The 23,446-nt window shown below is 63.2% G+C and carries 21 protein-coding genes and 1 pseudogene; 7 read left to right on the top strand and 15 right to left on the bottom strand.

What is annotated here, in order from left to right:
• Positions 1-3: 3 nt before the first annotated feature.
• From Q8N40_RS04630 to Q8N40_RS26670, 5 genes are all read left to right on the top strand, one after another.
• A complete protein-coding gene (locus Q8N40_RS04630) occupies positions 4-600 on the top strand; it encodes a family 16 glycoside hydrolase (RefSeq protein ID WP_305710971.1) in 597 nt (198 codons plus the stop codon).
• A 34-nt stretch (positions 601-634) separates the two neighbouring features.
• Positions 635-1,378, top strand: coding sequence for a sulfite exporter TauE/SafE family protein (locus tag Q8N40_RS04625; protein ID WP_305710970.1), 744 nt, complete (start codon positions 635-637; stop codon positions 1,376-1,378).
• A gap of 7 nt (positions 1,379-1,385) precedes the next feature.
• On the top strand, positions 1,386-2,282 hold the full coding sequence (locus Q8N40_RS04620) for a YncE family protein (protein WP_305710969.1): 897 nt from the start codon (positions 1,386-1,388) through the stop codon (positions 2,280-2,282).
• 37 nt (positions 2,283-2,319) lie between these two features.
• Positions 2,320-2,784 (top strand): chromate resistance protein ChrB domain-containing protein, encoded by a 465-nt coding sequence (locus Q8N40_RS04615; RefSeq protein ID WP_305710968.1) that lies wholly within the window; start codon positions 2,320-2,322, stop codon positions 2,782-2,784.
• 124 nt (positions 2,785-2,908) lie between these two features.
• A complete protein-coding gene (locus tag Q8N40_RS26670; RefSeq protein WP_371135615.1) occupies positions 2,909-3,166 on the top strand; it encodes a DUF1127 domain-containing protein in 258 nt (85 codons plus the stop codon).
• Between the two features lie 59 nt (positions 3,167-3,225).
• Here the strand turns inward: Q8N40_RS26670 and Q8N40_RS04605 are convergent, their stop codons facing one another.
• From Q8N40_RS04605 to Q8N40_RS04585, 5 genes are all read right to left on the bottom strand, one after another.
• Positions 3,226-4,524, bottom strand: a complete 1,299-nt coding sequence (locus tag Q8N40_RS04605) for a hemolysin family protein (RefSeq protein WP_305710998.1) — start codon at positions 4,522-4,524, stop codon at positions 3,226-3,228.
• 81 nt (positions 4,525-4,605) lie between these two features.
• Positions 4,606-5,931, bottom strand: coding sequence for an MFS transporter (locus Q8N40_RS04600; RefSeq protein WP_305710967.1), 1,326 nt, complete (start codon positions 5,929-5,931; stop codon positions 4,606-4,608).
• 13 nt (positions 5,932-5,944) lie between these two features.
• Entirely contained in the window at positions 5,945-6,319 is a 375-nt protein-coding gene (locus Q8N40_RS04595) for a hypothetical protein (RefSeq protein WP_305710966.1), read from the bottom strand.
• A 27-nt stretch (positions 6,320-6,346) separates the two neighbouring features.
• On the bottom strand, positions 6,347-9,466 hold the full coding sequence (locus Q8N40_RS04590; RefSeq protein WP_305710965.1) for an efflux RND transporter permease subunit: 3,120 nt from the start codon (positions 9,464-9,466) through the stop codon (positions 6,347-6,349).
• Positions 9,467-9,474: 8 nt separating this feature from the next.
• Entirely contained in the window at positions 9,475-11,172 is a 1,698-nt protein-coding gene (locus tag Q8N40_RS04585; protein WP_305710964.1) for an efflux RND transporter periplasmic adaptor subunit, read from the bottom strand.
• A gap of 667 nt (positions 11,173-11,839) precedes the next feature.
• On the opposite strand from Q8N40_RS04585, the gene Q8N40_RS04580 reads away from it, so the two are divergent.
• On the top strand, positions 11,840-12,553 hold the full coding sequence (locus Q8N40_RS04580) for a sulfite exporter TauE/SafE family protein (protein ID WP_305710963.1): 714 nt from the start codon (positions 11,840-11,842) through the stop codon (positions 12,551-12,553).
• Between the two features lie 333 nt (positions 12,554-12,886).
• Here Q8N40_RS04580 and Q8N40_RS04575 read toward each other — a convergent pair.
• The 7 genes and pseudogenes from Q8N40_RS04575 to Q8N40_RS04545 all read right to left on the bottom strand — a co-directional run bounded on the left by Q8N40_RS04575 (position 12,887) and on the right by Q8N40_RS04545 (position 18,859).
• Positions 12,887-13,511 (bottom strand): annotated as a pseudogene (locus tag Q8N40_RS04575) (tyrosine-type recombinase/integrase).
• Between the two features lie 212 nt (positions 13,512-13,723).
• Complete coding sequence (locus Q8N40_RS04570) at positions 13,724-14,641, bottom strand: 3'-5' exonuclease (RefSeq protein WP_305710997.1); 918 nt, start codon at positions 14,639-14,641, stop codon at positions 13,724-13,726.
• A gap of 2 nt (positions 14,642-14,643) precedes the next feature.
• Positions 14,644-16,821, bottom strand: coding sequence for an AAA family ATPase (locus Q8N40_RS04565; protein ID WP_305710962.1), 2,178 nt, complete (start codon positions 16,819-16,821; stop codon positions 14,644-14,646).
• Positions 16,822-16,898: 77 nt separating this feature from the next.
• Positions 16,899-17,363 carry a hypothetical protein gene (locus Q8N40_RS04560; protein WP_305710961.1) on the bottom strand — a complete coding sequence of 155 codons (465 nt, stop codon included), beginning with the start codon at positions 17,361-17,363 and terminating at the stop codon, positions 16,899-16,901.
• Positions 17,360-17,812 (bottom strand): hypothetical protein, encoded by a 453-nt coding sequence (locus tag Q8N40_RS04555; protein WP_305710960.1) that lies wholly within the window; start codon positions 17,810-17,812, stop codon positions 17,360-17,362. Before Q8N40_RS04555 ends, Q8N40_RS04560 begins: the two co-directional genes overlap by 4 nt.
• Before the next feature lie 156 nt (positions 17,813-17,968).
• Positions 17,969-18,541 (bottom strand): hypothetical protein, encoded by a 573-nt coding sequence (locus Q8N40_RS04550; RefSeq protein ID WP_305710959.1) that lies wholly within the window; start codon positions 18,539-18,541, stop codon positions 17,969-17,971.
• Between the two features lie 12 nt (positions 18,542-18,553).
• Complete coding sequence (locus Q8N40_RS04545; RefSeq protein ID WP_305710958.1) at positions 18,554-18,859, bottom strand: hypothetical protein; 306 nt, start codon at positions 18,857-18,859, stop codon at positions 18,554-18,556.
• A 109-nt stretch (positions 18,860-18,968) separates the two neighbouring features.
• On the opposite strand from Q8N40_RS04545, the gene Q8N40_RS04540 reads away from it, so the two are divergent.
• On the top strand, positions 18,969-19,244 hold the full coding sequence (locus tag Q8N40_RS04540; protein WP_305710957.1) for a hypothetical protein: 276 nt from the start codon (positions 18,969-18,971) through the stop codon (positions 19,242-19,244).
• A 223-nt stretch (positions 19,245-19,467) separates the two neighbouring features.
• Here Q8N40_RS04540 and Q8N40_RS04535 read toward each other — a convergent pair whose 3' ends face one another.
• The 3 genes from Q8N40_RS04535 to Q8N40_RS04525 all read right to left on the bottom strand — a co-directional run bounded on the left by Q8N40_RS04535 (position 19,468) and on the right by Q8N40_RS04525 (position 23,231).
• Positions 19,468-20,190: a hypothetical protein gene (locus Q8N40_RS04535; RefSeq protein WP_305710956.1), complete on the bottom strand. Its 723-nt coding sequence runs from the start codon at positions 20,188-20,190 to the stop codon at positions 19,468-19,470.
• Positions 20,191-20,278: 88 nt separating this feature from the next.
• Complete coding sequence (locus Q8N40_RS04530) at positions 20,279-21,481, bottom strand: hypothetical protein (protein ID WP_305710955.1); 1,203 nt, start codon at positions 21,479-21,481, stop codon at positions 20,279-20,281.
• A gap of 73 nt (positions 21,482-21,554) precedes the next feature.
• Positions 21,555-23,231, bottom strand: a complete 1,677-nt coding sequence (locus Q8N40_RS04525) for a DUF6538 domain-containing protein (RefSeq protein WP_305710954.1) — start codon at positions 23,229-23,231, stop codon at positions 21,555-21,557.
• Positions 23,232-23,446: the final 215 nt, after the last annotated feature.

Genomic DNA, 23,446 nt, shown 5'->3' with positions numbered 1-23,446 from the left:
GCCATGTCGAACCATGCGATCAGTTTCGAGAGCACCGAGACGGGTGCCGCGCCCGAGGGCTGGACCTCCACCCTCACGGGATCGGGCGACCCGAAATGGACGGTCGAAAGTGACGAGACGGCACCGTCGAAATCGAAGGTGCTAAAGCAATCCGGCCGGGCGACCTACCCGCTGCTGCTGAAGAACGACACCAGCATCAGGGATGGCTTTGTCGAAATGAAGTTCATGGCCATCGCCGGATCGCAGGACCGCGCCGCCGGCATCGTTTGGCGGGCGAAGGACGCCAACAACTACTACGTCACCCGGGCCAATGCCCTTGAAGACAACGTCGTTCTCTACAGGACGGTCAACGGCGTCCGCAGCCCGCTCGACATTGTCGGCCGCAAGGGAGGTTACGGAACCGATATCAAGGTTCCGGCCGACACCTGGCACAGCCTGCGCATCGACTTCAGCGGCACGCGATTCCGTGTCTCGTTCAATGGCAAACAACTGTTCGAGGTCGAGGATTCCACCTTCGCCGATGCCGGCAAGGTCGGGCTGTGGACCAAAGCCGACAGCGTGACACTGTTCGATCAAATCACCTACGGCGAAGGGAAATAGGCGGATCGAGTGCAACCCGCCTTGGGGATGACCGATGGACGGACTGTATCTGGTTCTTTTTGTTTTTGCCACCTTTGCCGGCGGCTTCGTCAGCGGGTTTTCGGGCTTCGCGATGGGGCTCGTCGTGTCCGGCGTGTGGCTGCACATCATCACGCCGATCCAGACCGCGGCACTGATCGCGGGATACGGCCTCCTCACGCAGGGGTACGGCATCCTGAAACTGCGCCAAGCGCTGAACTGGCGGGCCATCTGGCCGCTGTCGCTCGGCACGACCATAGGCATCCCGATCGGAGTGCTGCTGCTGACCTACATCAACCCGGTCCATCTGAGGATCGGCGTCGGCATGCTGCTGGTGCTCTATGCGATCTACAGCCTGGCGCGGCCGGCGTTCAAGCCGATGAAGATCGGCGCGGTACCCGACATCGGCATCGGCTTCGTCAACGGTCTGGTCGGCGGACTGACCGGACTGGGTGGCGTCGTCTCGACCATCTCCTGCCAATGGCGCGGCTGGACGCGCGATGCGCAACGGGCGGTGTTCCAGCCGGTGCTGTTCGCGGCCTTTGTGGTGATCTCGATTTCCATGGCCGTCTCCGGCGCCTTCACGACGGAAACCCTCAAATTGTACGGGCTCGGTCTACCGTTTCTGCTGGTCGGTCTCTGGAGCGGCTTCCAGCTGTACGGAAAGATCGACGACGAGATGTTCCGCAAAGTGGTGCTGATACTGATCCTGCTCGCCGGCCTGTCGCTGATCGTACCGGCCGTGCTTGCCAAGTCGTGAGGACGTCATGTCGCTGAAAACAATCGGTACCATCGCCATACCGAACGCCGAAGGCAGCGAGTTCGATCACGCCGCCTTCGATGCCAAGAGCCGGCGCGTCTTCATCGCGCACACCGCGCGCGACTGCGTCGAGGTGATCGACCACGCCGCCGGCAGGCGCCTGGCGACGCTGCCGGGGTTTCCGGGGGTGGCGGGCGCCGTCGCCGACGACGGACAGATCCTGATCACCAACCGCGGCAGCGCCAGCATCGCGTTGCTCGATGCCGGCACACTGGAAACGCGCGCCACGTACAAGACCGGCGGGCGGCCGAACGGTGCCGTGATCGTCGCCCGGTCCGGCCTTGGAATTGCAGCCTGCATCGGCATCGACGGAGAAGCGCCGACGTTGCAGCTTTACGGATTGAACGATCGTCGACACGTATCGATCGACCTGCCGGGACGACCGCGCTGGTGCGTCACCGACGCCGCCGCCGAGCGGATATTCCTCTGTATCCGCGAGCCCTCGATGGTGCTGGCAGCAAGACTGCCCGACCTTGGCGAGGTGACGCATTGGGAGGTCCCGTCGGCGGGCGCGCACGGTCTCGACATCGATCCTGCCGGGGGCCGGCTTTATGTCGCCTGTGACGATGCAACCCTGGTCGAGATGAGCAGCACCTCGGGCGAAGTCACCAACGTCTGGCCGATCGGAGGCCCGCCCGACGTCACGTTCTTCAACCCGGCAACGGGTCTCGTTCACGTCGCCATCGGAGAGCCCGGGCTTGTCGACTCGATCGATCCGCGCAACGGCCAGACCACGCGAACCGTGACCGGCGCCGGCGCGCACACGACGGCGCTGGTGGCGCCGGACCGGCTCTACGTCATTTCGCCCGCGCATGGCGGAATCCTCGTCCTATCGGACGCCTGACGTCCACGGACGCAACAACTGCACAGGGAGGCTCAATATGAAATGGATCACCCGCGAGAAGGTCAAGGTCGACCGCGTCGCATGCCCGTGGCTCATCAAGAAGTTTGTCGACAAGGATGCCGAGTTCGTATTCGTGCCCGGCGACAAGGTGATGGCGGAGGCAAAGCGGCTCGACGCCATCCCCTACGACGTAAAGGACGCCGAGCTCGGCCATCACGGCAAGGAATGCTCGTTCGAGGCCATCCTTAAAAAGTACAAGCTGACCGGCGATCCCGCGCTGGTGCTGCTCGGACGGATCGTCAACGGTGCCGACACCGATAACACGCTGTACCACCAGCCGGAGGGATCCGGCCTCGAAGCCATCGCCGAAGGCTTCCGGCATCTCGGATTCAGGGACGACCATGAGCACAATGCGGCGGAGTGGATCGTCTACGACGCGCTGTATGCGTATTGCCGCGAGATGGTAAAGCGCGGCAAACCGAACGGCGACTTCATGGATTGATGTTCGGTTGCTATCGCTTGAGCACCACGGGCCGGCATGGTAGATAGATCACTCGGGCCACTGACAACCGCCCGATGAGCTCCTGCAGCCAAGCGTTGTTTCGCTCCACTCCGGAGGTGAAACCATGTCTTGCGCCAGCACTATAGAGAGTTCAAGCAACCCCCTCGACGCTCACCCGTCTTTTCCGGTCCTTATCCGGTCCTGGAAAATCCCGCTCGCGTGGCTTGCCGCAATGGCACGGGCCTGGGAACGGCGATCTCAGTACAAGCAGCTTCTCGAGCTTGATGATCGGCTGCTCGCCGATATGGGCATTTCGAGGACCGCCGTTGAAGAGGTGCGCAGGTCCCCGTTGTACCTGGTTGCGTGGCGCGACAGCCGATAAGATCGATCCGCTTGTCGGGCGGTTGTCGACGGCCCGAGAGCACAGACGGTCATGCGAACTCACCTCAAGACAGTGATCGTGAGCGGCGTGGCCAACACCTTGTCGATGCGCCGTCCGTCTACGTCGACGATTTCGAACCGCCACCCGTGCACCTCGACGTGTTCGCCGATGTCAGGGATGGTGCCGAATTCGTGCAACAGGAAGCCGGCGATGGTCTGGTACCGCCGGGAGGTGAGGAGCGGAATCTTGAGCAATTCGGAAAATTCGATCGCCGGCATCCATCCCGAGATCAGATAGGAACCGTCGTCACGCTTGACCGCTGCGGGTTCGGCCGGCCCTTCGTCGGTGTGGAAGCTGCCGACAATGGACTCCAGGATATCGGCGCTGGTCACGACGCCCTGGAAGGTGCCGTACTCATCGTGCACCAGGCCCATATGCACGGGCGAGTCCCGGAGAATCGAGACAACGTCGCGCGCGTCGAGCGACTCTGGAATCACCGGCGCAGCCCGGACCAGCTTGCGCAAATCCGGGGTGTCGCCGGACAAATAGACGTCGAGCAGGTCCTTCGCTTGGATAATTCCAATTGCTGAATTCGCGTCGCCTTCGAAAACCACGAAACGCGAATGGGCGCTATTGGCCAATGCCGCATTGATGACCTCGGAAGCATCCGTTAGGCTGATCATGCTGACTTCATGGCGCGGGGTCATAACGGCGCCGACGGGGAGGTCGCCGAGACGCATGACGCCTGCGATCATTTCCTTTTCTCCGGCCTCCAGCACGCCCGCGTTCTCGGCCTCGACGACCAAGGACCGGATCTCGTCTTCGCTTACTTTCTCCTCCGTCTGTCCGCGATGACCTAGCAGCCATAACAGGACCCTTCCGGAGCGATCGAGCAGCCAAACCAGCGGCAGGGAAATCTTGGAAAGCAGCACCATGTAGGGTGCGACACGGACCGCCACGGCTTCAGGATTACGCAACGCAATCTGCTTGGGGACCAGCTCGCCTACAATAAGCGATGCGTAGGTGATGACTGTCACGACGGCTCCCACGCCGATGGCATCCGCGACGCCTTGTGAAACCCCGATCTCGACAAGCCAGTTCGTCAGCCGGAGGCCGAGGGTCGCTCCGGAGAACGCGCCGGACAATACCCCGATCAGGGTGATCCCTATCTGAACCGTCGACAGGAATTTACCGGGGTCCGATGCCAAAGCGAGCGCGCGTCGTGAACCTGGCACGCCTTTTCCGGCGAGTGCAGCTAAACGGGCAGGACGCGAGGAGACGATGGCCAGTTCGGACATGGACAACAGACCGTTGACCACGATGAGAACGGTCACAATTCCGAGTTCGATCGATAGCATGAGTCGTAATTGCCCCTTGGTACGCCGTCGCATGGCTTGTTGCACATCTTACCATGAACAGCCCCGGCGGGTATTCTTGGCCTACGGCCACCGGTGATGAAGCTCGTCGATCGTATAGGCGTGGGCGTGATGAAATCGCTCGCCGCGCAGATGTGGATGATCGCCGGGGAGTTCCGGGTGTTCGTGCTGCACGATGTCGGGATCCTCGGACGGCCAGAGCGAGTGTGCGAGCAAGACGCCGCAGAACGTGACCGCGGCGAGGACCAACAGAACCGGGACCATTCCGACCTGAGAGCCGAACCAGCCGGCGAGCGGGTAGGTCAGCAGCCAGCAGGCATGGGAGAGGGCGAACTGTGCGGCAAACACCGCCGGGCGATCCGCAGCGCGGGCGGATCGCCGCAGCAGACGGCCGGATGGTGTCATCACAGCAGAGTAGGCGACACCCAATAGCGTCCACGTCGCCAGCAGGGCCGGCCATACCCATGTGGAGGCTGCAGACAGGGACAACACTCCTGCGAATCCGACAAGGGCCGCCCCGAGCACTCCTGCCGATGGCAGCATGACTGCCCGGTCCGGCAGCCGGTCGAGCAGCCTCGGTAGCAGGAGGGCCGCGGCCATCGACCCGCCGCCGAAGCAGGCCAGCGCCAGTGCAACGTCGCTGTCCGTGCCCCCCAGGATGCCGCGCACCAGGACCACAGTGTTGACGATGACCATCGCGCCGGCGGCGGCCACCGACAAATTAAGCGCCAGCAGGCCCCTCAGGCGCGGGGTGGCGAGATAGATCCGGATGCCGCGCGTCGTGTTGGCATAGATGCCGCCCTTGCGCGCGGACGGCTCGGGTTGCGGCACGGTGACGGAGAGCACCAGCCCGGCCGAGCACAAGAAGCCCACGACGGTGCCGACGAACAGCCAGTTGTAGGTGATGAGCGTCAGGAGGGCGGCCGCAAGCGTCGGGCTGAGCAGGCTTTCCATGTCGTAAGCGAGACGGGACAGCGACAATGCGCGGGTGTACTGAGCCTCGTCGGGAAGCACGTCCGGGATGGTGGCCTGGAATGTGGGAGTGAAGGCGGCCGAGGCGGCCTGCAGCACGAAGATCAGGACGTAGATCTGCCAGACCTGGTCGACGAAGGGCAGCGCGATCGCGACCGCCGCGCGCATCAGGTCCATCGATACCAGGAACGCCCGCCGCGGCAGATAGTTGGCAAAGCCGCCCACCACGGGCGCCACGCCGACGTACGCCAACATCTTGATCGCGAGCGCGGTGCCCAGCACCGCGCCCGCCTGGTCGCCGGCGATCTTGAACGCCAGCAACCCGAGGGCCACTGTCATCATGCCCGTCCCGACCAGCGCGATGACCTGCGCAGAGAAGAGATGGCGGTAGGTGCGATTGGTTAGGACGGACAGCATGGAGACTCCCGCATTATTCTGTCGTGTATCGGGCGGTCAGCGAGTGGCCGTGCAGGTTCGCCGAAAACACCACGCGCGCTTGCGGACTAAGCTCCGTCTGCAGCTTGCCGACCATCATGTTCGGGCTGCTCGGCGTGAGCGGCACGGTGACGGTCTTGCCGCCGTCCTGAACGGTGGCGCGGCCCCGCATCTCCTTCGTGGGGAGCGGAGACCCGTCGTCGTCGCCTACATAGAACACGATCTCCATGCCCTTGCGGACAAACTCGATTGGGTGCCCCTGCGAGGTGACGACGGGACCGCCGTTCTTCCCCTTCTTGGTTTGCGCCTGGGCAAAGTCGGGCATGGCGGTGATGGCAGCGATTAACGCGAGGAATGCATACTTGATCATGGTTTTCTCCATTTGGATTGAGGATCGTCAGAAGGCTTCGGCTGGTTCGAGCGCTGCGGCACGTTCGGTCAGAAGGCGCTCGAGGGGCTTTCTGCCGAATAGTAAAAAGAGGACGGGCGTCACCACGGTATCCAGCATCGTGGCGCTGAGGAGACCGCCGAAGATCGTGACGGCGACGGGATGCAGTATCTCCCGTCCCGGTTCGTCGGCGCCGAACAGCAGCGGCGTCAGCGCGAGCCCGGCGCACAGCGCAGTCATCAGAACGGGGCTCAGCCGCTGCAGGCTTCCCCGGATGATCAGCCCCGTACCGAACCGCTCGCCTTCGTGGAGGGCCAGGTTGATGTAGTGGGAAATCTTGAGGATCCCGTTCCGTGCCGAGATGCCTGCCAGCGTGATGAAGCCCACCATCGATGCGACCGACAGCGGCTGTCCGGCGATGTTCAAGGCGAGGACGCTGCCGATCAGGGCGAGCGGAATTCCGCCCATGACGATGAGCGCCAGCGCTGGGGACCGATATCGGCTGTAGAGAACGATGAATATCATCGCCAATGACGCGAGCGACAGGATGCCGATGTGCATGGCGGCTTCCTCCTGTGCCTGGAAGGTCCCCTCAAGGTTCGTCGCGTAGCCCTGCGGAAAGTCCAGTTCGGCAAGGGCGCGGCGCATGTCGGTGGCGATTTCGGCCATGTCGCGGCGGCCGTCCCCGTTGCCGTAGACCACGATCCTGCGCTGCGTCCCCTCCCGCTGGATCTGGTTCGGTCCGTCGGTCTCGATGATCTCGGCCAGCGCGTTCAGCGGCACAAATCCCGACGAGGTCGGGATCAGGAGGTTGTAGAGGCCCGTGGTCGAGCGATCCTGGTCCGAAAGCCGCAACACCACGTCAAACCGGCGGTTGCCGTCCACGATCTGCGAGACCTTGCGTCCGTTCGACAGCGTATCGAGCGCCTGCGTTACGGCGGCGGGGGTCACGCCGTGCAGGGCCGCGCGGGCATGATCGATCTGCACCCGTACCTGGGGAATGAGTACCTGCTTCTCCACCTGGAGATCGACCAGGCCCGGGATGGTTGAAAGACGCTGACGCGACGTTTCCGCAAGCCGGCGCAGCACCTCGATGTCCTGACCAAAAATCTTCAGAACGACTTGCGCGCGGATGCCCGACTGCAGGTGATCGAGGCGATGGCTGATGGGCTGCCCGATGGCGACCGAAGCCGGCAGTCCGGAAAGCTTCTCGCGGACATCGGCATAGATGTCTGTCTTCTGGCGCTTCGAGGGGACGAGATCGACGTCGATCTCGCTGAAATGAACCCCCTCGGCATGTTCATCAAGTTCCGCGCGGCCGGTGCGCCGTCCCACCGATTTCACTTCGGGGACTTTTGCAAGCAATTGTTCGGCCAGCAGTCCAAGCCGATGCGATTCGGCAAGCGAGATGCCCGGATTATATTGAAGCGAGAGAACGAGCGTTCCCTCGTTGAAGGGTGGCAGGAAACTGCGCGGCATCAGCGTCGCCGCATAGGCGGCAAATACGACGGCAACGGCCGCCGTGCCAAGCACAAGCCCTCGCCATTCGAATGCCCAGCCCAACAGCCGGCGGTTACCCTCCTTCAGAATTCGAACCAGGGCGCTATCGCGTTCGCCCGAATGAGCCCTGCCGGAAAGGAGGTAGTAGGACAGGACCGGCGTGACCGTGACCGACGTCAGCAGCGAAGCCAGTATCGAGACGATGTAGGCGATGCCGAGCGGCGTAAACAACCTTCCCTCGATGCCGGGAAGGGCGAACAGCGGCACGAAAACGAGGACGATGATCGCAGTCGCATAGACGATGCTGGAGCGGACTTCCTGGCTCGCTTGAACGATCACTTCGAGTGCGGCCCGGGGCTCCGGCAAAGCGGAGTTCTCCCTCAGGCGCCGCAGAATGTTCTCGACGTCCACCACGGCATCGTCGACCAGTTCGCCGATCGCGATGGCCAGCCCGCCGAGCGTCATCGTGTTGATGGTCAGTCCAAAGGCGTGGAAGACCAGGATGGTGATCAGGATCGATATCGGGATTGCGGTCAGGGAAATGACCGTCGCGCGTGCATTCATCAGAAAGATGAAGAGAATGAGGGCAACGACGACGGCGGCCTCCATCAAGACCTGCTTGACGTTGCCGATCGATGTCTCGATGAACGTGGCCTGACGGAATTGAACGTTCGTGACGGTGACCCCGGCCCGCATCGTGCGCTGCAGGTCGCCCAAGGAAGCTTCGATGCTGCGGGTCAGTGCCACGGTGTCGGCGGCGGGCTGTTTCTGCACGCTGACGATGACGGCGGGCTTCCCGTTATAGCCGGCGTCCCCGCGCTTGGCTCGGGCGGCGAATTCGACGACGGCGACCTGCTTCAGCAGTATGGGCTGGTCTTCGCGCTCCATGACAACGGTGTTGCCTAGGTCGTCGATCTGCTTGGACAGTCCAACATTGCGGATCAGGTATTCGCGGCCGTGCTGGTCCACGAAACCGCCGCCGCTGTTGGTTCCGAACCGGGCGATCGCCTTTTCGATCTGGTCGTGACTGATGCCAAGCGCCTGCATGGTCGCCACGTTCGGCCTCACCCGGTATTGGCGGACCTCTCCGCCGATGGGTATCACCTGGGCAACCCCGGGGATGGCCAAAAGCTGCGGCCTGACGACGAAATCCGCGATCTCGCGAACTTCCATCGGCGATGCCTTGCCGTCGCTGGTGAGCGCGATCAGCATGATCTCGCCCATGATGGAGGTCACCGGGCCCATCTGCGGATTGACCGACGACGGCAGTTGCTCGCGGATCAGCGCGAGGCGCTCCGAGACGAACTGCCGCGCGCGATAGACGTCCACGCCCCAGTCGAATTCGACGTACACCACGGAAAGACCGACGCCGGAGACCGAACGCACGCGGATGACACCCGGCATGCCGTTCATCGACGTCTCGATCGGGAACGTGACGAGCTGCTCGACCTCCTGGGGCGCCAGGCCTTCCGCCTCGGTCAGGATGTTGACGGTCGGCCGGTTGATGTCGGGAAGGACGTCGACGGAAATGCGCGGCAAAATATACAGACCATAGGCCACGAGTGCCGCCGCTACGGCCAATACGAACAGGCGATTGCGCAGACTGGTCCGGACGATGAGCTGAAACATCTTGGCTCCTACCGGATCTGGTTGATGAGATCGGTGCCGCGCACGACGACACGCTCACCGCCGCCGAGACCGCCGGCAATGAGCACGCGCGTTGCGTCGACCGGTAGAACCCGCACAGGTCTTGGCTCGAATCGTTCCGGGGCCACGTGCACCCAGACGATGCTTTCTCCGTTGCTGCTGCGCACGACGGAATCGCGCGGAAAGATCAGCCCTTCGGTCGGAGTGCCATTTTGAACCATCACGGTAAGCGGCTGGCCGATGTTGAGCCCTGTCGGCGCCTCCGGAATCGTAAAATGGACGACGGACGCATGTTGCCTCAGTGCCCGGCTGGTTCCGAGATGTGACAGCGGAATCGATTGTCCGTTCGAAGCGACGGCCGTTGCCCCGATCGGGCTGCTCAGATCGATATCGCCGTAGGCGAGTGCCTCGACCCACAGTCCATTGGGATCGGCGATCTGGAACAGAACATCCTGCGGCTGGATGACCTGGCCCGGTATGACCTTGGCTGCGGTGACAATGCCGTCGGTCGATGCGCGCAGCACTTCATGGTCGCTGCGGGAGTTTCGAACGGTTTCCCGCCTGGCACGCAGGCCTTCCAACTCGCTCTCGAGATCGTTGACCTGACCTTGGGGGACGGCTCCCCGTTCCGCCAGCGGGCGCAACCGCCGTATCTTGTTCTCTGCGACCGCAATCAGTTGCTCGATCTCACCTACCTTCTCCAGGATCGTCGTCCGGTCCGCCACGGGCATATGGGGTTCGATCCGGATCAGCACGTCGCCCTTGCGGACCTGCTGCCCGATACGGGGTATCGGGTTTTCGCTGGGAACGACGCGACCGCCGTAGACGCTTTGCACGATGCTGCTGCGGTCGGGATTCGCAATGATGCGTCCAATCAGACTGAGGGCGGGCCGCACGCTCTGCGACTCGGCGGAGGCCGTGCGGATATCCAGCAGGCGCTGGGTCGGCTTTGCAGCGAATGCCGAGCCGTCCTGAAGCCGTCGCGGCGCATCGCTCAGGGCAGCCGGCGGCGGCGGCTTGCCTGCGTCGGCAGCCGTGCTGCGCCATTCACCGAACGAAACCGCGGCAAGGACGACGCAGGCGCTCGCCGCCACGGCCGCCGATGTGGCCGCCACCGTGCGGCGCCGACGTTTCAGAAAGCGGTACGCCAGGCCAAGGCTCAAACCAGCAATAGCGAGCATGGCACCCACCGGGCCGGCCGAGACCCAACGGCGTTCGTCCCGCGCGGGCGCGACGGCGTTTTGAGACAAGGTGAGGGAGTCCACCAGCAGGTCGTCGCCCCTCTGGGCGGCCACGGCGATGATGACCTCTACCGCCCCTGTCGGCCTCGGGTCCGGCAGCACGGCGGTATACGAACCGTCGGGTTCTTTCGTTGCCTCGATCGCCGCGGCTTCCCCAATGGTGACCTGCAGCGCGGCATCAGGAATCGGTTCGTTCGTGACGGCATCGTCCAGGAAGATCGAAAGCCGGTTGTCCTTCACGATGCCGACGATCTCGTACAGCTCCGATCGTGCCGCGACCCTGGGAAAGGCTGAGGACACCACGGGTGAAATCTTCTCGTCGCCATGATCGTGCCCTTCATGGGCCACGGAAACGGCAAAGCTGAGAACAAGGCCGGCCAGGCAACCGAGGCCGGCTGCGCCAAGCCTCGCGATCCGCCTCTTCAGGCGGCATTGTATCGGGAACATTGAAACCTCTTCAGTCACGCGAAATGGCGGCGACCGGGAAGGTCGCCCGAGCTACGCGAGGCTGAAGGTACTTGGTGGTCGGGTCAGAGCGGCAGGTTCGACTCCGTCCGCTCTCACCCGGGCTGGCAGTCCGACACGGCCGACCAAATCGGATGAAGGAATCGCCGCTAGGACGGTCGGAATCGTGATCGAGGAGCTAAAAATGCTCCAGGATGAGCTCGAACCGGCGCCCGGGTCTTCATGGTCGGACCCAAGTCCATCATGAACGTGACCTACAGCACCCTCACCGCCGTGATCGTGCACATGGCCGGCGAGTTGGTCGTGGTAGTGCAGGGAACCGCTCAAGGTCACGGCAGGTTCCAGCATTGTGCCCGTTGCGGCCGCGGCCTGGGAGATCGAAATTAGTACCCCCTGCAGCATGAACGCCGAAATCGCCACGAACATGATTGTTCTGGCGAACCGGCGAAGGCGATGAAGCGGCCGATGCTGCATATCGGATAACTAATCGGAGTTGGCCGTGCTTACAAGGCCAACCCGGGCCGCACAACGGCGTCTTCACGCACAAGTCAGTATTAGTGCTGTATCGGCCGCGAAAGGCCCGAATTGCAGTATGCTCGTCCGCGGGCGCTCGGCCGACTGAACAGCACTCGGGGTTAATGACGGATCGATGGAAACGGCTTTCGAGCTTCAGCGCTGGCTTTATGCAAATGCCATAGGCGAATTGAACGCGCTGCGGACGACTGGCTTGGCCGGTCTACCATCGCTGGTGGCGGCCGCGTTCTGTTTCGGGATGCTCCACGCCCTGCTGCCCGGTCACGGAAAATCGGTGCTCACGGCCTATTACGCCGGCGATGGCCGTTGGCGAGGGGCTCTGGCTTCCAGCGCGATCCTTATCGTCACGCATGTCGGCTCCGCCATCGTGTTGGTGATGACGGGGTTTGCCCTGCTGCAGCGGACGATCGGCGGCGCCGGGCGGGCACCCGGGCTGGAACACGCCAGTCACGTTCTCATCCTGCTTACCGGCCTGTGGCTTCTCTTCCGGGCACTTCGACCTCATACGCATGACAGCGAGAAGTCAGGCTTTGCGCTCGCACTTGTGACCGGCATGATCCCGTGTCCGCTTACAACATTCATTATGACATACGCGATCGTGCATGGGGCGGTGGGCGCCGGCCTCGTCTTGAGCGGAACCTTCGCGGCCGGCATGATTGTAACGGTCGCAGCATTTCCGTTGTTGGCAGTAGTTTTGCGGACGAGGGCATTGCCCGCCGTGTTGGCTTTCAGTCCGCAATGGCGGCATGGCGCAGTGCGGACGCTTGAGATCGCCGCCGCGCTCGCCATAACGGCGATCGGCGGCTGGCAGATGACCGGCTGGAACTGAACTTGGGAGCACGATCTTTTCGCCTTGGCTGTCGACGAAATGCCCGAAGCGTGGCCTTTGGGTCTTTCGAGCCAACACCTTGTCGATGCGCCTGCCATCCAAAAAGCCAGATGACGCCGCAACGTGTCGACGAAGTCGTCACGCGGCATGGAATCCAAATCGCATGACGACGCACCTCGACGACATTTTGCGGCAAAGCGCCTTGTTCCGCCAAGTCAGCGATCAGATCCGATTCGCGTTTTATAATCTCGCTACGCAGCGTCACTAGCAAAATTTCGGCCGGCCGCTGTTGGCGCGAAAGCGACCACCGGCGTGGAAGCCGGTGGTCGACGATCAGAGGTCAATCTGCTCGGCAATATTCAAGGCGTCGTCCACCTTAATTCCGAGATATCGGACGGTGCTTTCCAACTTGGTGTGTCCGAGGAGAAGTTGGACTGCACGCAGGTTGCCGGTCTTCCTATAAATCTGGGCAGCCTTCGTGCGGCGCATCGAGTGCGTGCCGTAAGACGTTGCCTCTAAGCCGATGCTTTGAACCCAGCGATGCACCAGCCGGGCATATTGGCGGGTTGAAATATGAGGACTTGCATGAAGTCGGCTGGGGAAGAGATATCGCGAACTTTGTAGTCCGGAGCATTGGTAGCCAAGCCTCAACGGAATTCCTCGACTGCTCCGAGATCTCAAACTGAACCGGTTGTCCAGTCTTCTTTTGGACAATAGTCGCTCGACGCCGCACATTAGTTCCCGAGCAAATGTCCTCTAGTCGCAGTTTGACCAGGTCACAGCCGCGAAGTTTACTGTCGATTGCTAAGTTAAAGATCGCAAGGGCACGCTTTGACCGCGCGATTTCTAGGCGGACCCGAATTGACCATACATGCTTGGGCTCAAGAGGCTTCTTCTGGCCGACGAGCAATCCTTTGTTCCAAGGTTGTCGGCCTCGACCGACGGGGCGTGCGGGCATACGGGATCCTCCGCCATCCCTCCCTCCGCGTCGCTCTATCGCGAGAGCATGACTTTAGAGCCGACTGAGCATTCGGGCGTTTCCCATGTATGTGTTTACGATCGGCGGCTTTTGGCGCTAAGCGATCATCTGGGCAAGCGCCAGCTCGCCCTTCGGGTTGCGCAGCCGCGCATCCGAAGGGCTCCAAGCGCCGAGGGCAGTTGCGCCGCTCCTCACATGTCCGACCTTTCCGAGTAGCGTTCCAACGCGGTCAGTAGGCGCCCGTCGATGACGGCATCCTGTCTGCGATAGATGTCGGCCCGCAGGAAGTCGCGCTCGGCTTCGAGGATGTCCTCCACGAGTTCGGTGCACCAAGCGCCGCGCCTCGCTCGATCGCCGGGATCCCATCTGTACCCTCGCCGCTTCAGGGTCTCACGCGAAGCGTACGGCGCGCCTTCCGCCCGGATCCGCCAGCGTGGGCGCCGCGCCGATTCGAGCAGTGCGCTCAGCGCGGTCCGTCCGCTGCGCGGCAGAGGACGCGAAAGCAGATCGAGCGCGGCCTCGCAATCGTGACCCGCTCGGTGACCGTCGAAGAAAAGCCCGAATCCGCCGGCCAGTTGCGACAGGCGAGCGCTCTCGAATCCCTCGTCGATCCAACCCACCTCTCGGAGGGAGCAGGCCCAAGGTTTTACAGCGAAGACGGGCAACAGTCGCTCGCAGAAGCGGCGGTCGAACGCCGCGTTGTGAGCGATCACCAGCGCCGCCTGCTTGACGAAGGCGTCGGCGGCGGCCAGGTCGATGGTCTTCCCGACCACCATCTCGTCCGTGATGCCGGTCAGGTTCGTCACTTCCGGCGGAATGGGACGGCCCGGATTCCGCAGCTGATCGAACGACGCCACGGCCGAGACGGACGCTCCGTCGATCGAGTAATCGAACGCCAGCATGGCGAGTTCGAGAATTTCGTCGGTGGCCGGATCCAGGCCGGTGGTCTCGACGTCGACGATGACTCCCCGCCGCGTCGGTACTCCTTCGGGGAGAGGAAGTGCCGCCTTCAAGCGCAGCCGCCGGAGGATCCGATATTCCCCGCTCGCCTGCAGCACCGAGGCGTAGTGCTCGAGGTCATCGGTGCGATCGCGGGATGCCGGAAGCATGTTCACGGCCGGCTTCCGGAGCCAGTGGACGTGACGCTTTCGGGCGACGGCCGATCCCGTCCGATAATGACCTCGATGTCCTCCGCCGAAAGGAAGCGCCGACGGAGCAAGGCCTCGGCGACGTCGGCGACTTGTCCGCGGTTGCGGTCGACGATGCCCACGGCGCGTGCCTGCAGCCGCCTCAGCGCGTCGTTGATCCGCCGGCGCGCGACGGGATCGCTGCCTAGCTCCCGGTGGGCTCCGGCCGCGTCGGCGAGATAGATCAGTTCGTCGTCTCCCAATCCGTACGAGCGGTTCATCGCCGCAAGCAACCGCGTCGCGACCGACAGATCGGAACGCTCGCTGCCACCGGCACCCATTGAGGCGGCGCCGAGAAGGACGATCTCCGCCGCGCGCCCCGAAAGCAGACCGACGACCTGTTGCTCGATCCAGTGCCTCGTGACCATGTCGGCGGACTTTTCGATACGAGTGACGCCGCCGGCGCCGTCCCGGCCGCCCATCCGGACCGACTTTACCCGGAGCCCGCAGCAATATGCGGACAAGACGTGCCCTGCCTCGTGCACCGCGATCCTGTATAGCGCCTCGGGCGGCAAGTCCGACTCCGGAAGGGCCGCATCTTTCAGGTCGCCGATCGAAACATCGCGCCCGGCCTGCCGCGCCTTCCTGCGTGCGCTGCGTACGGTCTCCATGATCTCCGCGGCCGTGCATCCGTCGAGCGGTCCGATCGCGGTGCGCAACTCCTCGTCGGAGAGGCTACCGCGCACGTGAAAGCGCAGGATGTTGAGGATGCCGTCGGGTCCGGGTGCCGTCACCTCGATGGCGCGTTCGAGCCGCCCGGGCCTGAGGATAGCCGGGTCGACGGCGCCGATCCGGTTCGTCGCACCGATCACCACGACGCCCTCACGCCGGCCACTAGTCGCGTCGTCCAACTGCAGCATGAAATCCTCGATGACGGGCATCCACCAGTCTCGATTCCTCGAGTCCAAAGACTCCCGGGACGGCAGCCCGTCAATCTCGTCGAGAAAGAGGATCGAGGGTGCGGCCGCCGCGGCCCGCGCGAACAGTTCGCGCATGCTCTTGATCACGCCATCCAGATGGCCTGAACTGGTCGCGAACAGCTCGCCGATGCTGCCGACCACCAGCGTGGCCTCGCATGCGCGCGCGATGCTCCTTGCGAGAACGCTCTTCCCCATGCCGGGGCCGGAGAAGAACACGGCTCCGCGGTCCACCGCGCTCCAACTAAGGACACCCGCGCGATAGTCGCGCAGGTCCCGCGCCAGTGCGAGGCCCCATTCCCTGGCGGCGCCGTATTCGACCGCGGTGGCGAGATCCGGCACGTCGTCGATGCTTCCGGCCCCGCTGCGGCCCTCCGCCGCCGCGGCGATCCGCACGGCGACTTCGCGCGCGCTGGCGTCCGGCCGCATTGCCGCCACGACGTCCTCGAGTTCTAGCCGGACCAGGTGGGCGTCGTCGATCTGCGGCGGAATTTCGTCGTACAGAGCGCGGATGGTTCGACCGACCGCGGTTCCGTCGAGCCTCACCTTGATCCGCTGGTCCGCTGCGGCGACCAGGGTCGCAGGAAGCACTGCTTCGGGATTGACGGCGATGCCGACGACCGACCGCCCCCCCGCAAGGGCGGACGCCACCTCGTCGTTGCCCACGGACGCCTTGTGACGGAGGCGCTCGGAGCCATCGCGCGCGAAGCGCAGCCACTCCCTCCCGAACGGGCGCTGCTGAAAGAACTCCGTGACCGGCGCGATCCAATCGGCGGCCGGAACGGACACCACCAAAGCCAGCGTCGCCCGGCCGCGTAGCCCCTCTTCGATGGTGGGCGTGATCGCCGCGGCCATTGCGGCGGCGACAAGCGCTTTCCGAGGATCCCGAGGCGCGTCGCCGCCGGGGCCGGCAACCGGCGATGCGGTCGGATCCCCATCGTCGTCATCCTCGGACGGTACATCGAGGTCCGCCTCGCCCTCGTTATGTTCCTCGGGCGGTAGACTGCGCAAGGCCAAGCGGGAGAAGCCGGCGGACCTGCGGCCGGTTTCTCCGTCCTGCGGAGCCGATGGATTTCCGGATTTCGTGGTGGCCGGCGCCGATTCCGGAGCCGAGCCTTGCCGCACGCAGGACGTCTGGTCCGACTCCGCTTCCGGCGCCGTAGAGTGAGTGACTTCGTTCTTCATGTACCTGCGGACGCGGTGTGAGGGAAGGGATACTACGCCGGGGTGGCGAGACGGTTGGAAACGGCGCGGGACGGAGATCAGCCATCCGGCAGATCCACCGCGAAAGCGGGCTTGAACGCGGGTTTCACCTGGATGCGGCGGTGATCGACCATGGTCTCGGCCGCCACGCGCATGGCGGCCCCCCGCAAGGACGAGCCGAAAAGTTCGTAATCCATCCACAACGTGCACCCGGGCAGGCGCAAGTTGTCTACGATTCCGACGTTGTTCTCCAACAGATGGACGTCATGCAGATCGCCCGCGCGACGGCCTTCCGCAAAATGCTTCTCGAAGGACAGCTCCCTCGACCAGAGTTCGTGATTACCCGCGTCCATGACCACCTCCGTCGGTGCCGGGTAGGCGCGACGCAGGTGTTCGATGCCCTTGACCAAGCTATGGCGCGTGTCGCCCGCTACGATGGCCATGTCGGCGCCGGCTGCAAGCGGCGGCGGGCCGTCGCTTCTGGGATGGTCGAGATGCAGGTCGCTCATGATCCGAAGCTTCACGTCAGGCTCCCGTCCCCGACCCGCGCGAGGAGCGGCCGCATGGCGCGGACGCTCCACGAGGCGGCGAGCCGCTTTTCGCGCCGCTTGGAGTTCGGCATGCGCTTCAGCATCCAGGCGATCACCAGGCACGAGGCCGCGTCGCCGGTGCAGGCGCAGACCACGAGCGCCGTCATGCACATGTCGAACTTCAACGCCTGGGAATTCTCCGGGCCCATGGCGAGCGCGATGGCGACGGCGGCGGCGGGGTCGCCCGCCGCCGCGTCGCGCCAGCGGGGTTCGCCGAGCATCGCGACGTTGGCGACGGCGGCGCGCATCAGGTTCAGGGCGGGAGCATGGAAGTTGTCCGCGCGCGTGCTCCGCCACGACCGCAGTGCTCTGGAGGACTGCTCCTCCAACAGCGTGTTGACGGGAATGGCCGTGTTGTCGACGAACTTGCGCTTAGTACTCATTGTACTCTCCTGTGCTGCATCTTCGGAACGCCGCGGCTGCGGTCATTCCATCTTTCGGGCGGATCGGGAGGGCTCCTTTCGGAGCCCTCCGCCTCGCCTCACCACGCCGGACCGTGCCGCTGCCTCGCCGGGCCACGCCCCACCCGTGGGATCTCGTCAGTCGATGACCTCGACCTGGAAGGTGCCGTTCTGCGGGCGCCAGTCGCCCATGCCCTTCATGAAACCGGCGATCTCGTAGAGCTCGCGGACCTCGCCGCGATCCAAGAGGGTCGGCAGATAGAGGGCGGTGAACTCGACGCTCCAATCCTCGAAGACCGGGCGGGTCCGCATGGTGCGGGCACCGCGCACGTTGACGCCGACGCGGATCCTGAACGAAGTATCTTCCCAGAGCTCGTCCATGCCGGTCGGACCGACATAGCGCAGCGGCGCGTGACGCTCGACGATCAGGCCGGCCTCCGCCTGCGGGGCCCGGCGGCGGGTCCTGGCGGCCTCCACAAAGGTCGCCATGAGCGCCTCCGCCGGAATGCAAGGTTTGCCGCCGTCCAGCCAGAGACCGCCGTTCCATTCGACGCGGCTGATCTCCAGGTGATCGGACTCCGTCTTGGCGCGCTTGGAGGTCAGGCGAGCCAATTCCTTCGTGATCGGGTTGAGAGGATCGGCGAGCTGTCCATTGTGCATGATCAGCCGCTTGGCTCCGGTGAGCCGCAGGCGGATGGCTTCGGGCTTCATTCCTTGATCTCCTTAGCGGGTGGGGTCGAACAACGGACGACGCGTGTCCCGGACATGGGGCACGTCGGTGCGGATCGGTTTCTTGTCCTGGTAGCGGCGCCGGCGCAGGAACGTCGTGATCTCGACGTGGCACGGGCGGCAGACCGCAAGGAGATCACCGACGGCTTCGCATCCGAGACGCGCGTAGGTCGCGTGGTGGGCCTCAAGCGGGCATTGGCCGAAGCAAACCCGACAGCGTCCGGCGGCACCCTGCAGCTCCGCCACGCGGGCCGCATTGGTCCTCCAGCGATGGCTCGCCATGTAGATCACGTAATTCATTTGCCTCACCAATTATGTGATTTATCATATAGTCCATGGCCGACGAGATTGGTAGCATAAAATTACCGAGACATGTCGGTATGCTTAACGAACGATGAAGGACCGGGCTTTGGATGACAGCGACGCCGATCTGCTGACACCGACTCTGAGCAGGGCGGCGCGCGCGCTTCTCGGCTTCGATCAGGAGAAGCTCGCCGGGAAGGTCGGAATATCGAGGAAGACGATCGCGCTGATCGAGATCATGAAGCCGGGACCGATGGACCCACGGCGCCGGAGGATGCTCGTCGAATTGAGACGCAAGATGGAGGACGACCTGGATGTCGAGTTCGTCTTCGCGAACGAGAAGACGGGAGAAGGCGTGCGGCTGCGCAAGGCGCGTCAATGAGATACTGTCGGATATCTTGATTGCGGTGCTTCAGCCGTTTTGACGCATGATCTCAATCAGCTCCGAAGCGGGGCGCGGGCCGGGGACGTAGCTTCGGTTTTTGCGGGATCAACAGCGCCGCCTCGCATGCTGCTCAAGACATAGTGTCATGCAACGGCGGCCGGAAGCTGCGTCGGAACGATTATGCAGGCCGTTAGCTCGGCCAGTGCGCACGATACAATCGTCAGCGACTTTTCAGATCGAATATTTCGGTGCCGCTCGTCTTGGCAGGGTGCCCTTTAGCTCTATAGGGTTCGATGATCGCCGCGGTCAACGTTTCTAGACGCCCGCTACTGCTCCTAATCAGGTCCCAGCTGTCCCCACCTAAATGGAATTCGAACCGGTGGGCTGCGCCCGGTCTGTAGACAGTGACGCCACCGATCATAGCCTCGAGGGCATGCTCGATGAATTCCGCTCGTTCGTTAGGGTGTGCGAGCGGAAAATCGTTGCAGAGCATGTCGCGCGCCATCGTATATCCGTCCAGCGCCAACGCATCCACGAATTTCACCGCGATTTCACGCTCCATTCGGTGCGCGTCCTCGCGGTCGGCCTTGTACCTCAAGTTCTCATCGATCACTTCGTCAGTATCACAACGGCCATCCCAATAATTGTGGGCGACTCGGAGGAACTGCACGGCAAGTACTTCGAGTGCAGCGCCCTTGTCCGCTTCGAAGTCGTCCGTGCACGGCACAGTCGCCGGAAACAGGATCTCCCCGTGAGGCCCATCCTCGCGAGAAAGGCGGAAATCGAATCGACGAATTGTTTCGTAGTTTTCTACAATAAAATGAAAATACCTTTTCGGGTCGTGCTCGACGATGAAGTACATCGCGTCGACGGCGCTCAGGCCGCGGGCGATGATGTTGTTGGTGTCATCATTGATAGTCCGATACAGCGTATAAGTGGTCATGTCGTTATCCGTTCGTTCGCCGATCGAGAAGTCTCGCAATTCGATGCGTCAAGTGTTGCTCGTAGTAGCACGCCCGCAAAAATGACGGTTATTCGCAAGGCCCTGCAGGACCCTTCCGGATATTGCCGGGCAACTGAGCTGCCCAATCCGACAGCGCCGCCTCGTCGTCCTCTTCAAGCGAACCGTGGCCGAAGGATCTCAGCCGTCGCAGCACGTCGCGCGCGTCGCGAATCTCGTTGAAGAACTCGTTTCTCACGGCTTGATCCTTGCACGACGTGAGTTGAACCAGCACTTCTAGGCAGGGAAGATCATTGCTTGCGGCATCGGCATCGCGCGAGGCGGCCAGAGTCGGTACGCTGCGGCGCAGCGAATCCGTCCAATAGCCCTCCCGTCCAGCTTCCCCCCAGACGAATTCCGCCAGCACGCGCGCGCATAGCAGCGCCGCAGTATCGGGCAATTGGCAATCGCATAGAATTTCGATTTTGGGCGCGCCGAAGATCGAGTTGCCGCGATCGAGCTGCAGCCTGATTTCGTCTTCGATTTCCCCGATGGCGTACGCAGTTCCGCGCCGCGCCGACTCGATCCTGGTCCATGCGGTCGGACCGGGTATTCCAGCCGCCGTCGTTCCGCGCCGGGAAAGCGAGGCGGCGCCAACGGTAACTGCGAACGAGCCTTTGGTCGGCGTATGGGCCAAGTAATAGATGGGCTCGCCGGCGACGACGTAGACCTTGCCATCGCAGAACATCACCTGTCTGGCGCCGCGATGTGCCAGCCCAACCCGGTCGTCTCTGTCTGAGATGTCCATTGTCCTGTATGGGTTCTGTTCGAAGTACGCGTCGTGGGCTAGTTCCGAGACATTGAGCGGCGTTTCGATCGACGAATCGATCGCGAGCAGAGCGCCCTCGTCACCTTCGGCGAGGAGGCCGCGAAGATCATCGGGTTGCACGAAGCCGCGCGGCCCGACCAGCGGCCACCACAGTGCACCTCGAAAGCTTCTGATGGCATACAGGCTGCCGTGTTCGCGCCGTTCGGCCAGGGCATCGGTCTCCGACACCTTGTAAGCGATCGGAGCGGCATCTGCCTCGACCGTGTCGAGAAAAACCTCCATCTTCTCCCAAAACCGGACGGGCTCGCTGTTCCGACAGCGTCTGCGGACAAATTGTTGAGTGTAGGGGATCTGCAGCTTCACGCGTTCGCTCACGCACCGATTCTCCGGCTCCAGCCGGATTAATCGTTCATCGTCGGGCGTAAAATTCCTCAAGGAATTCATTCCATCACCGGCCTGCGACATGGATTGTTTCACTGTGGTTCCGTTCCTTGCGTGCGCCATTCAATCAATCTGACGTCCGAGATCTTGCCGCGGTTTACTTGCCAGCGAGCGTATCGCCGGTTCCTTTCGTGCGCGCTCCATTCCGAGCCGTTTTTGCCTCGGCGGCCGTGGCGAGCTGGGCGGACGTCCGGCGAACGCGCCTGTGCGGAGCGGGATCGGCCTTGAGGGCGGCAATCTCGTAACGCGGATACTTCTCGATTTCCGCGGACTTCGTCTTGATCCATCGGTCGCCGTAGTCGTTGCCCGCGTTCGAATCCTTGGGGCGGTGACCCGTGATGAAGCCTTCCACCTCGCGGTCCATTCCAACGTCGCGGGCCACGCTCTTGAAGAGATGGCGCCAAGCGTGGTTCGGCTTCACACCATCCGGAATGATGTCGAGGCCGTGCACCCATTCGGCGATCCGCTCGGCGACCTTCTTGAACTGCGGATTGCCCGGCTTGCCGCCCCGGCTGCGATCGGGATCGTAGAAGAGCGGCTTGTTCAGGTCCCGCCGCTCCTGGACGTAACCCATGAAGCCCTGCTCGATCACGTGCGAGTGGATGGGCACGACCCGCCATTGCCCCGTCTTTTCCAGGGAGGGCTTGATCGTCATGTACGGGATCTTCTTCGTGAGCGGAGAAATGTCGTCGGGATGCAGGCTTGTGAGTTCGTTGACGCGTGCGCCGCTATAGGCGCACAGCCACGGCAGCCAGCGCCTCGCCGCCCTCATCTCCACCGAAATCAAGTCGCTCGGGGTGGCCAACGTGGCGGTCAGGATGAGCTGCGCCTCCTCTAACGTGAAGCCCTTTCGGGGTGGTTCTTTTTTGGCTTTGGTCGGATCGTCCTCCGACTTGTCTTCGCGGACCTTCAGCCGCAGGAAGGGGTTCTGATCCAGCTCGCGCCGCTCCACCATGAAGCCGGCTGTCGCGGACAGGGCGGCGAGCCACACATTCTTGATCGACTCGTGCGCAAATTTGTCCCTCAGATGATCGGCCCACCTGTACCCATCCGCGGTGCTCATGCGCTTCAGGTCCCGATGGCCGATGAAATCGCAGAACGCCCGGATTTTCGGCCGCCAGCGCTTCGCTGTGGGCCCGAACTTGCCGCCCTTGAGGCCGCCCTTGACCGCGTACTCCTCGAACTTCGTGATGAAGTCGAGCGCCGGCGTCGTGCGCTGCGGCGCCCCCTCGACTTCCGGACTCGGCCGATAGTCGCCCGCGAGGGCGCGCTCGACATCCTTGGTGGCTTCGTTCCGGGCCCTGAGCAGGAGGGGTTTGAGCCGCTCGACATTCTCCGTCGAGACCTCGTAACCGCCCTTCTCCAGCCATTCCTCGGCGTCCTCCTGCAGGGACTCCTCGTCACGGGAGGACAGCCTCAGTTTGCGGAACCCGGTCGGTGGCTCCTTGATCCAGGCGTCACGGATCTCGACGTGGGCGGCGCCGCGCAGCGCGTGCAGGTCCTGGTGGGTGAGCTTGAAGGGAGCGGGTTCCAGTTCCCGGTCGGCGCCTGGAGCCGGCAGCCCGCCGGCCCGGAGGCGGGCCCATTCGGCCTCGATCTCGGCGTTGACGGCGCCGATCTTGATCCGGGCCTTGCGCTCGTCTTTGGTCTTTAGGCTCGCCCATACCTCGGTCTTGCCGACCAGGGCGCGCAGCCCCACGGGTACTTTCTTCCGGATCCAGTAGAATTCGGAGGTCGGACGCTTTTTCGGGCTGGGCATCTTGATTGTGGGCATGGTGTAGCACCTCGGTGTAGCACCGGCCGTTCAAGAACCCCTGAAATAGAAGGATCAACTTGTACAGAAGGGTTTCATGCTCCCTTCAGGGGAGAGTCCCTCCCTCTCCGCCACAGCAGCCAATTAATTGATTGAATTTATTGGTCCTTCTGACTTATTGGCGTTGGTGCCCTGGTGACTGCCCTAACAAGTCATTCTGTACGGGCGCGGGCGCT

The sequence above is a fragment of the Bradyrhizobium sp. genome (genome assembly GCF_030693485.1).
Lineage (GTDB): Bacteria > Pseudomonadota > Alphaproteobacteria > Rhizobiales > Xanthobacteraceae > Bradyrhizobium.
Note: the sequence above shows the minus strand (reverse complement) of the source record. Positions and strands in the feature narration are given on the sequence as shown.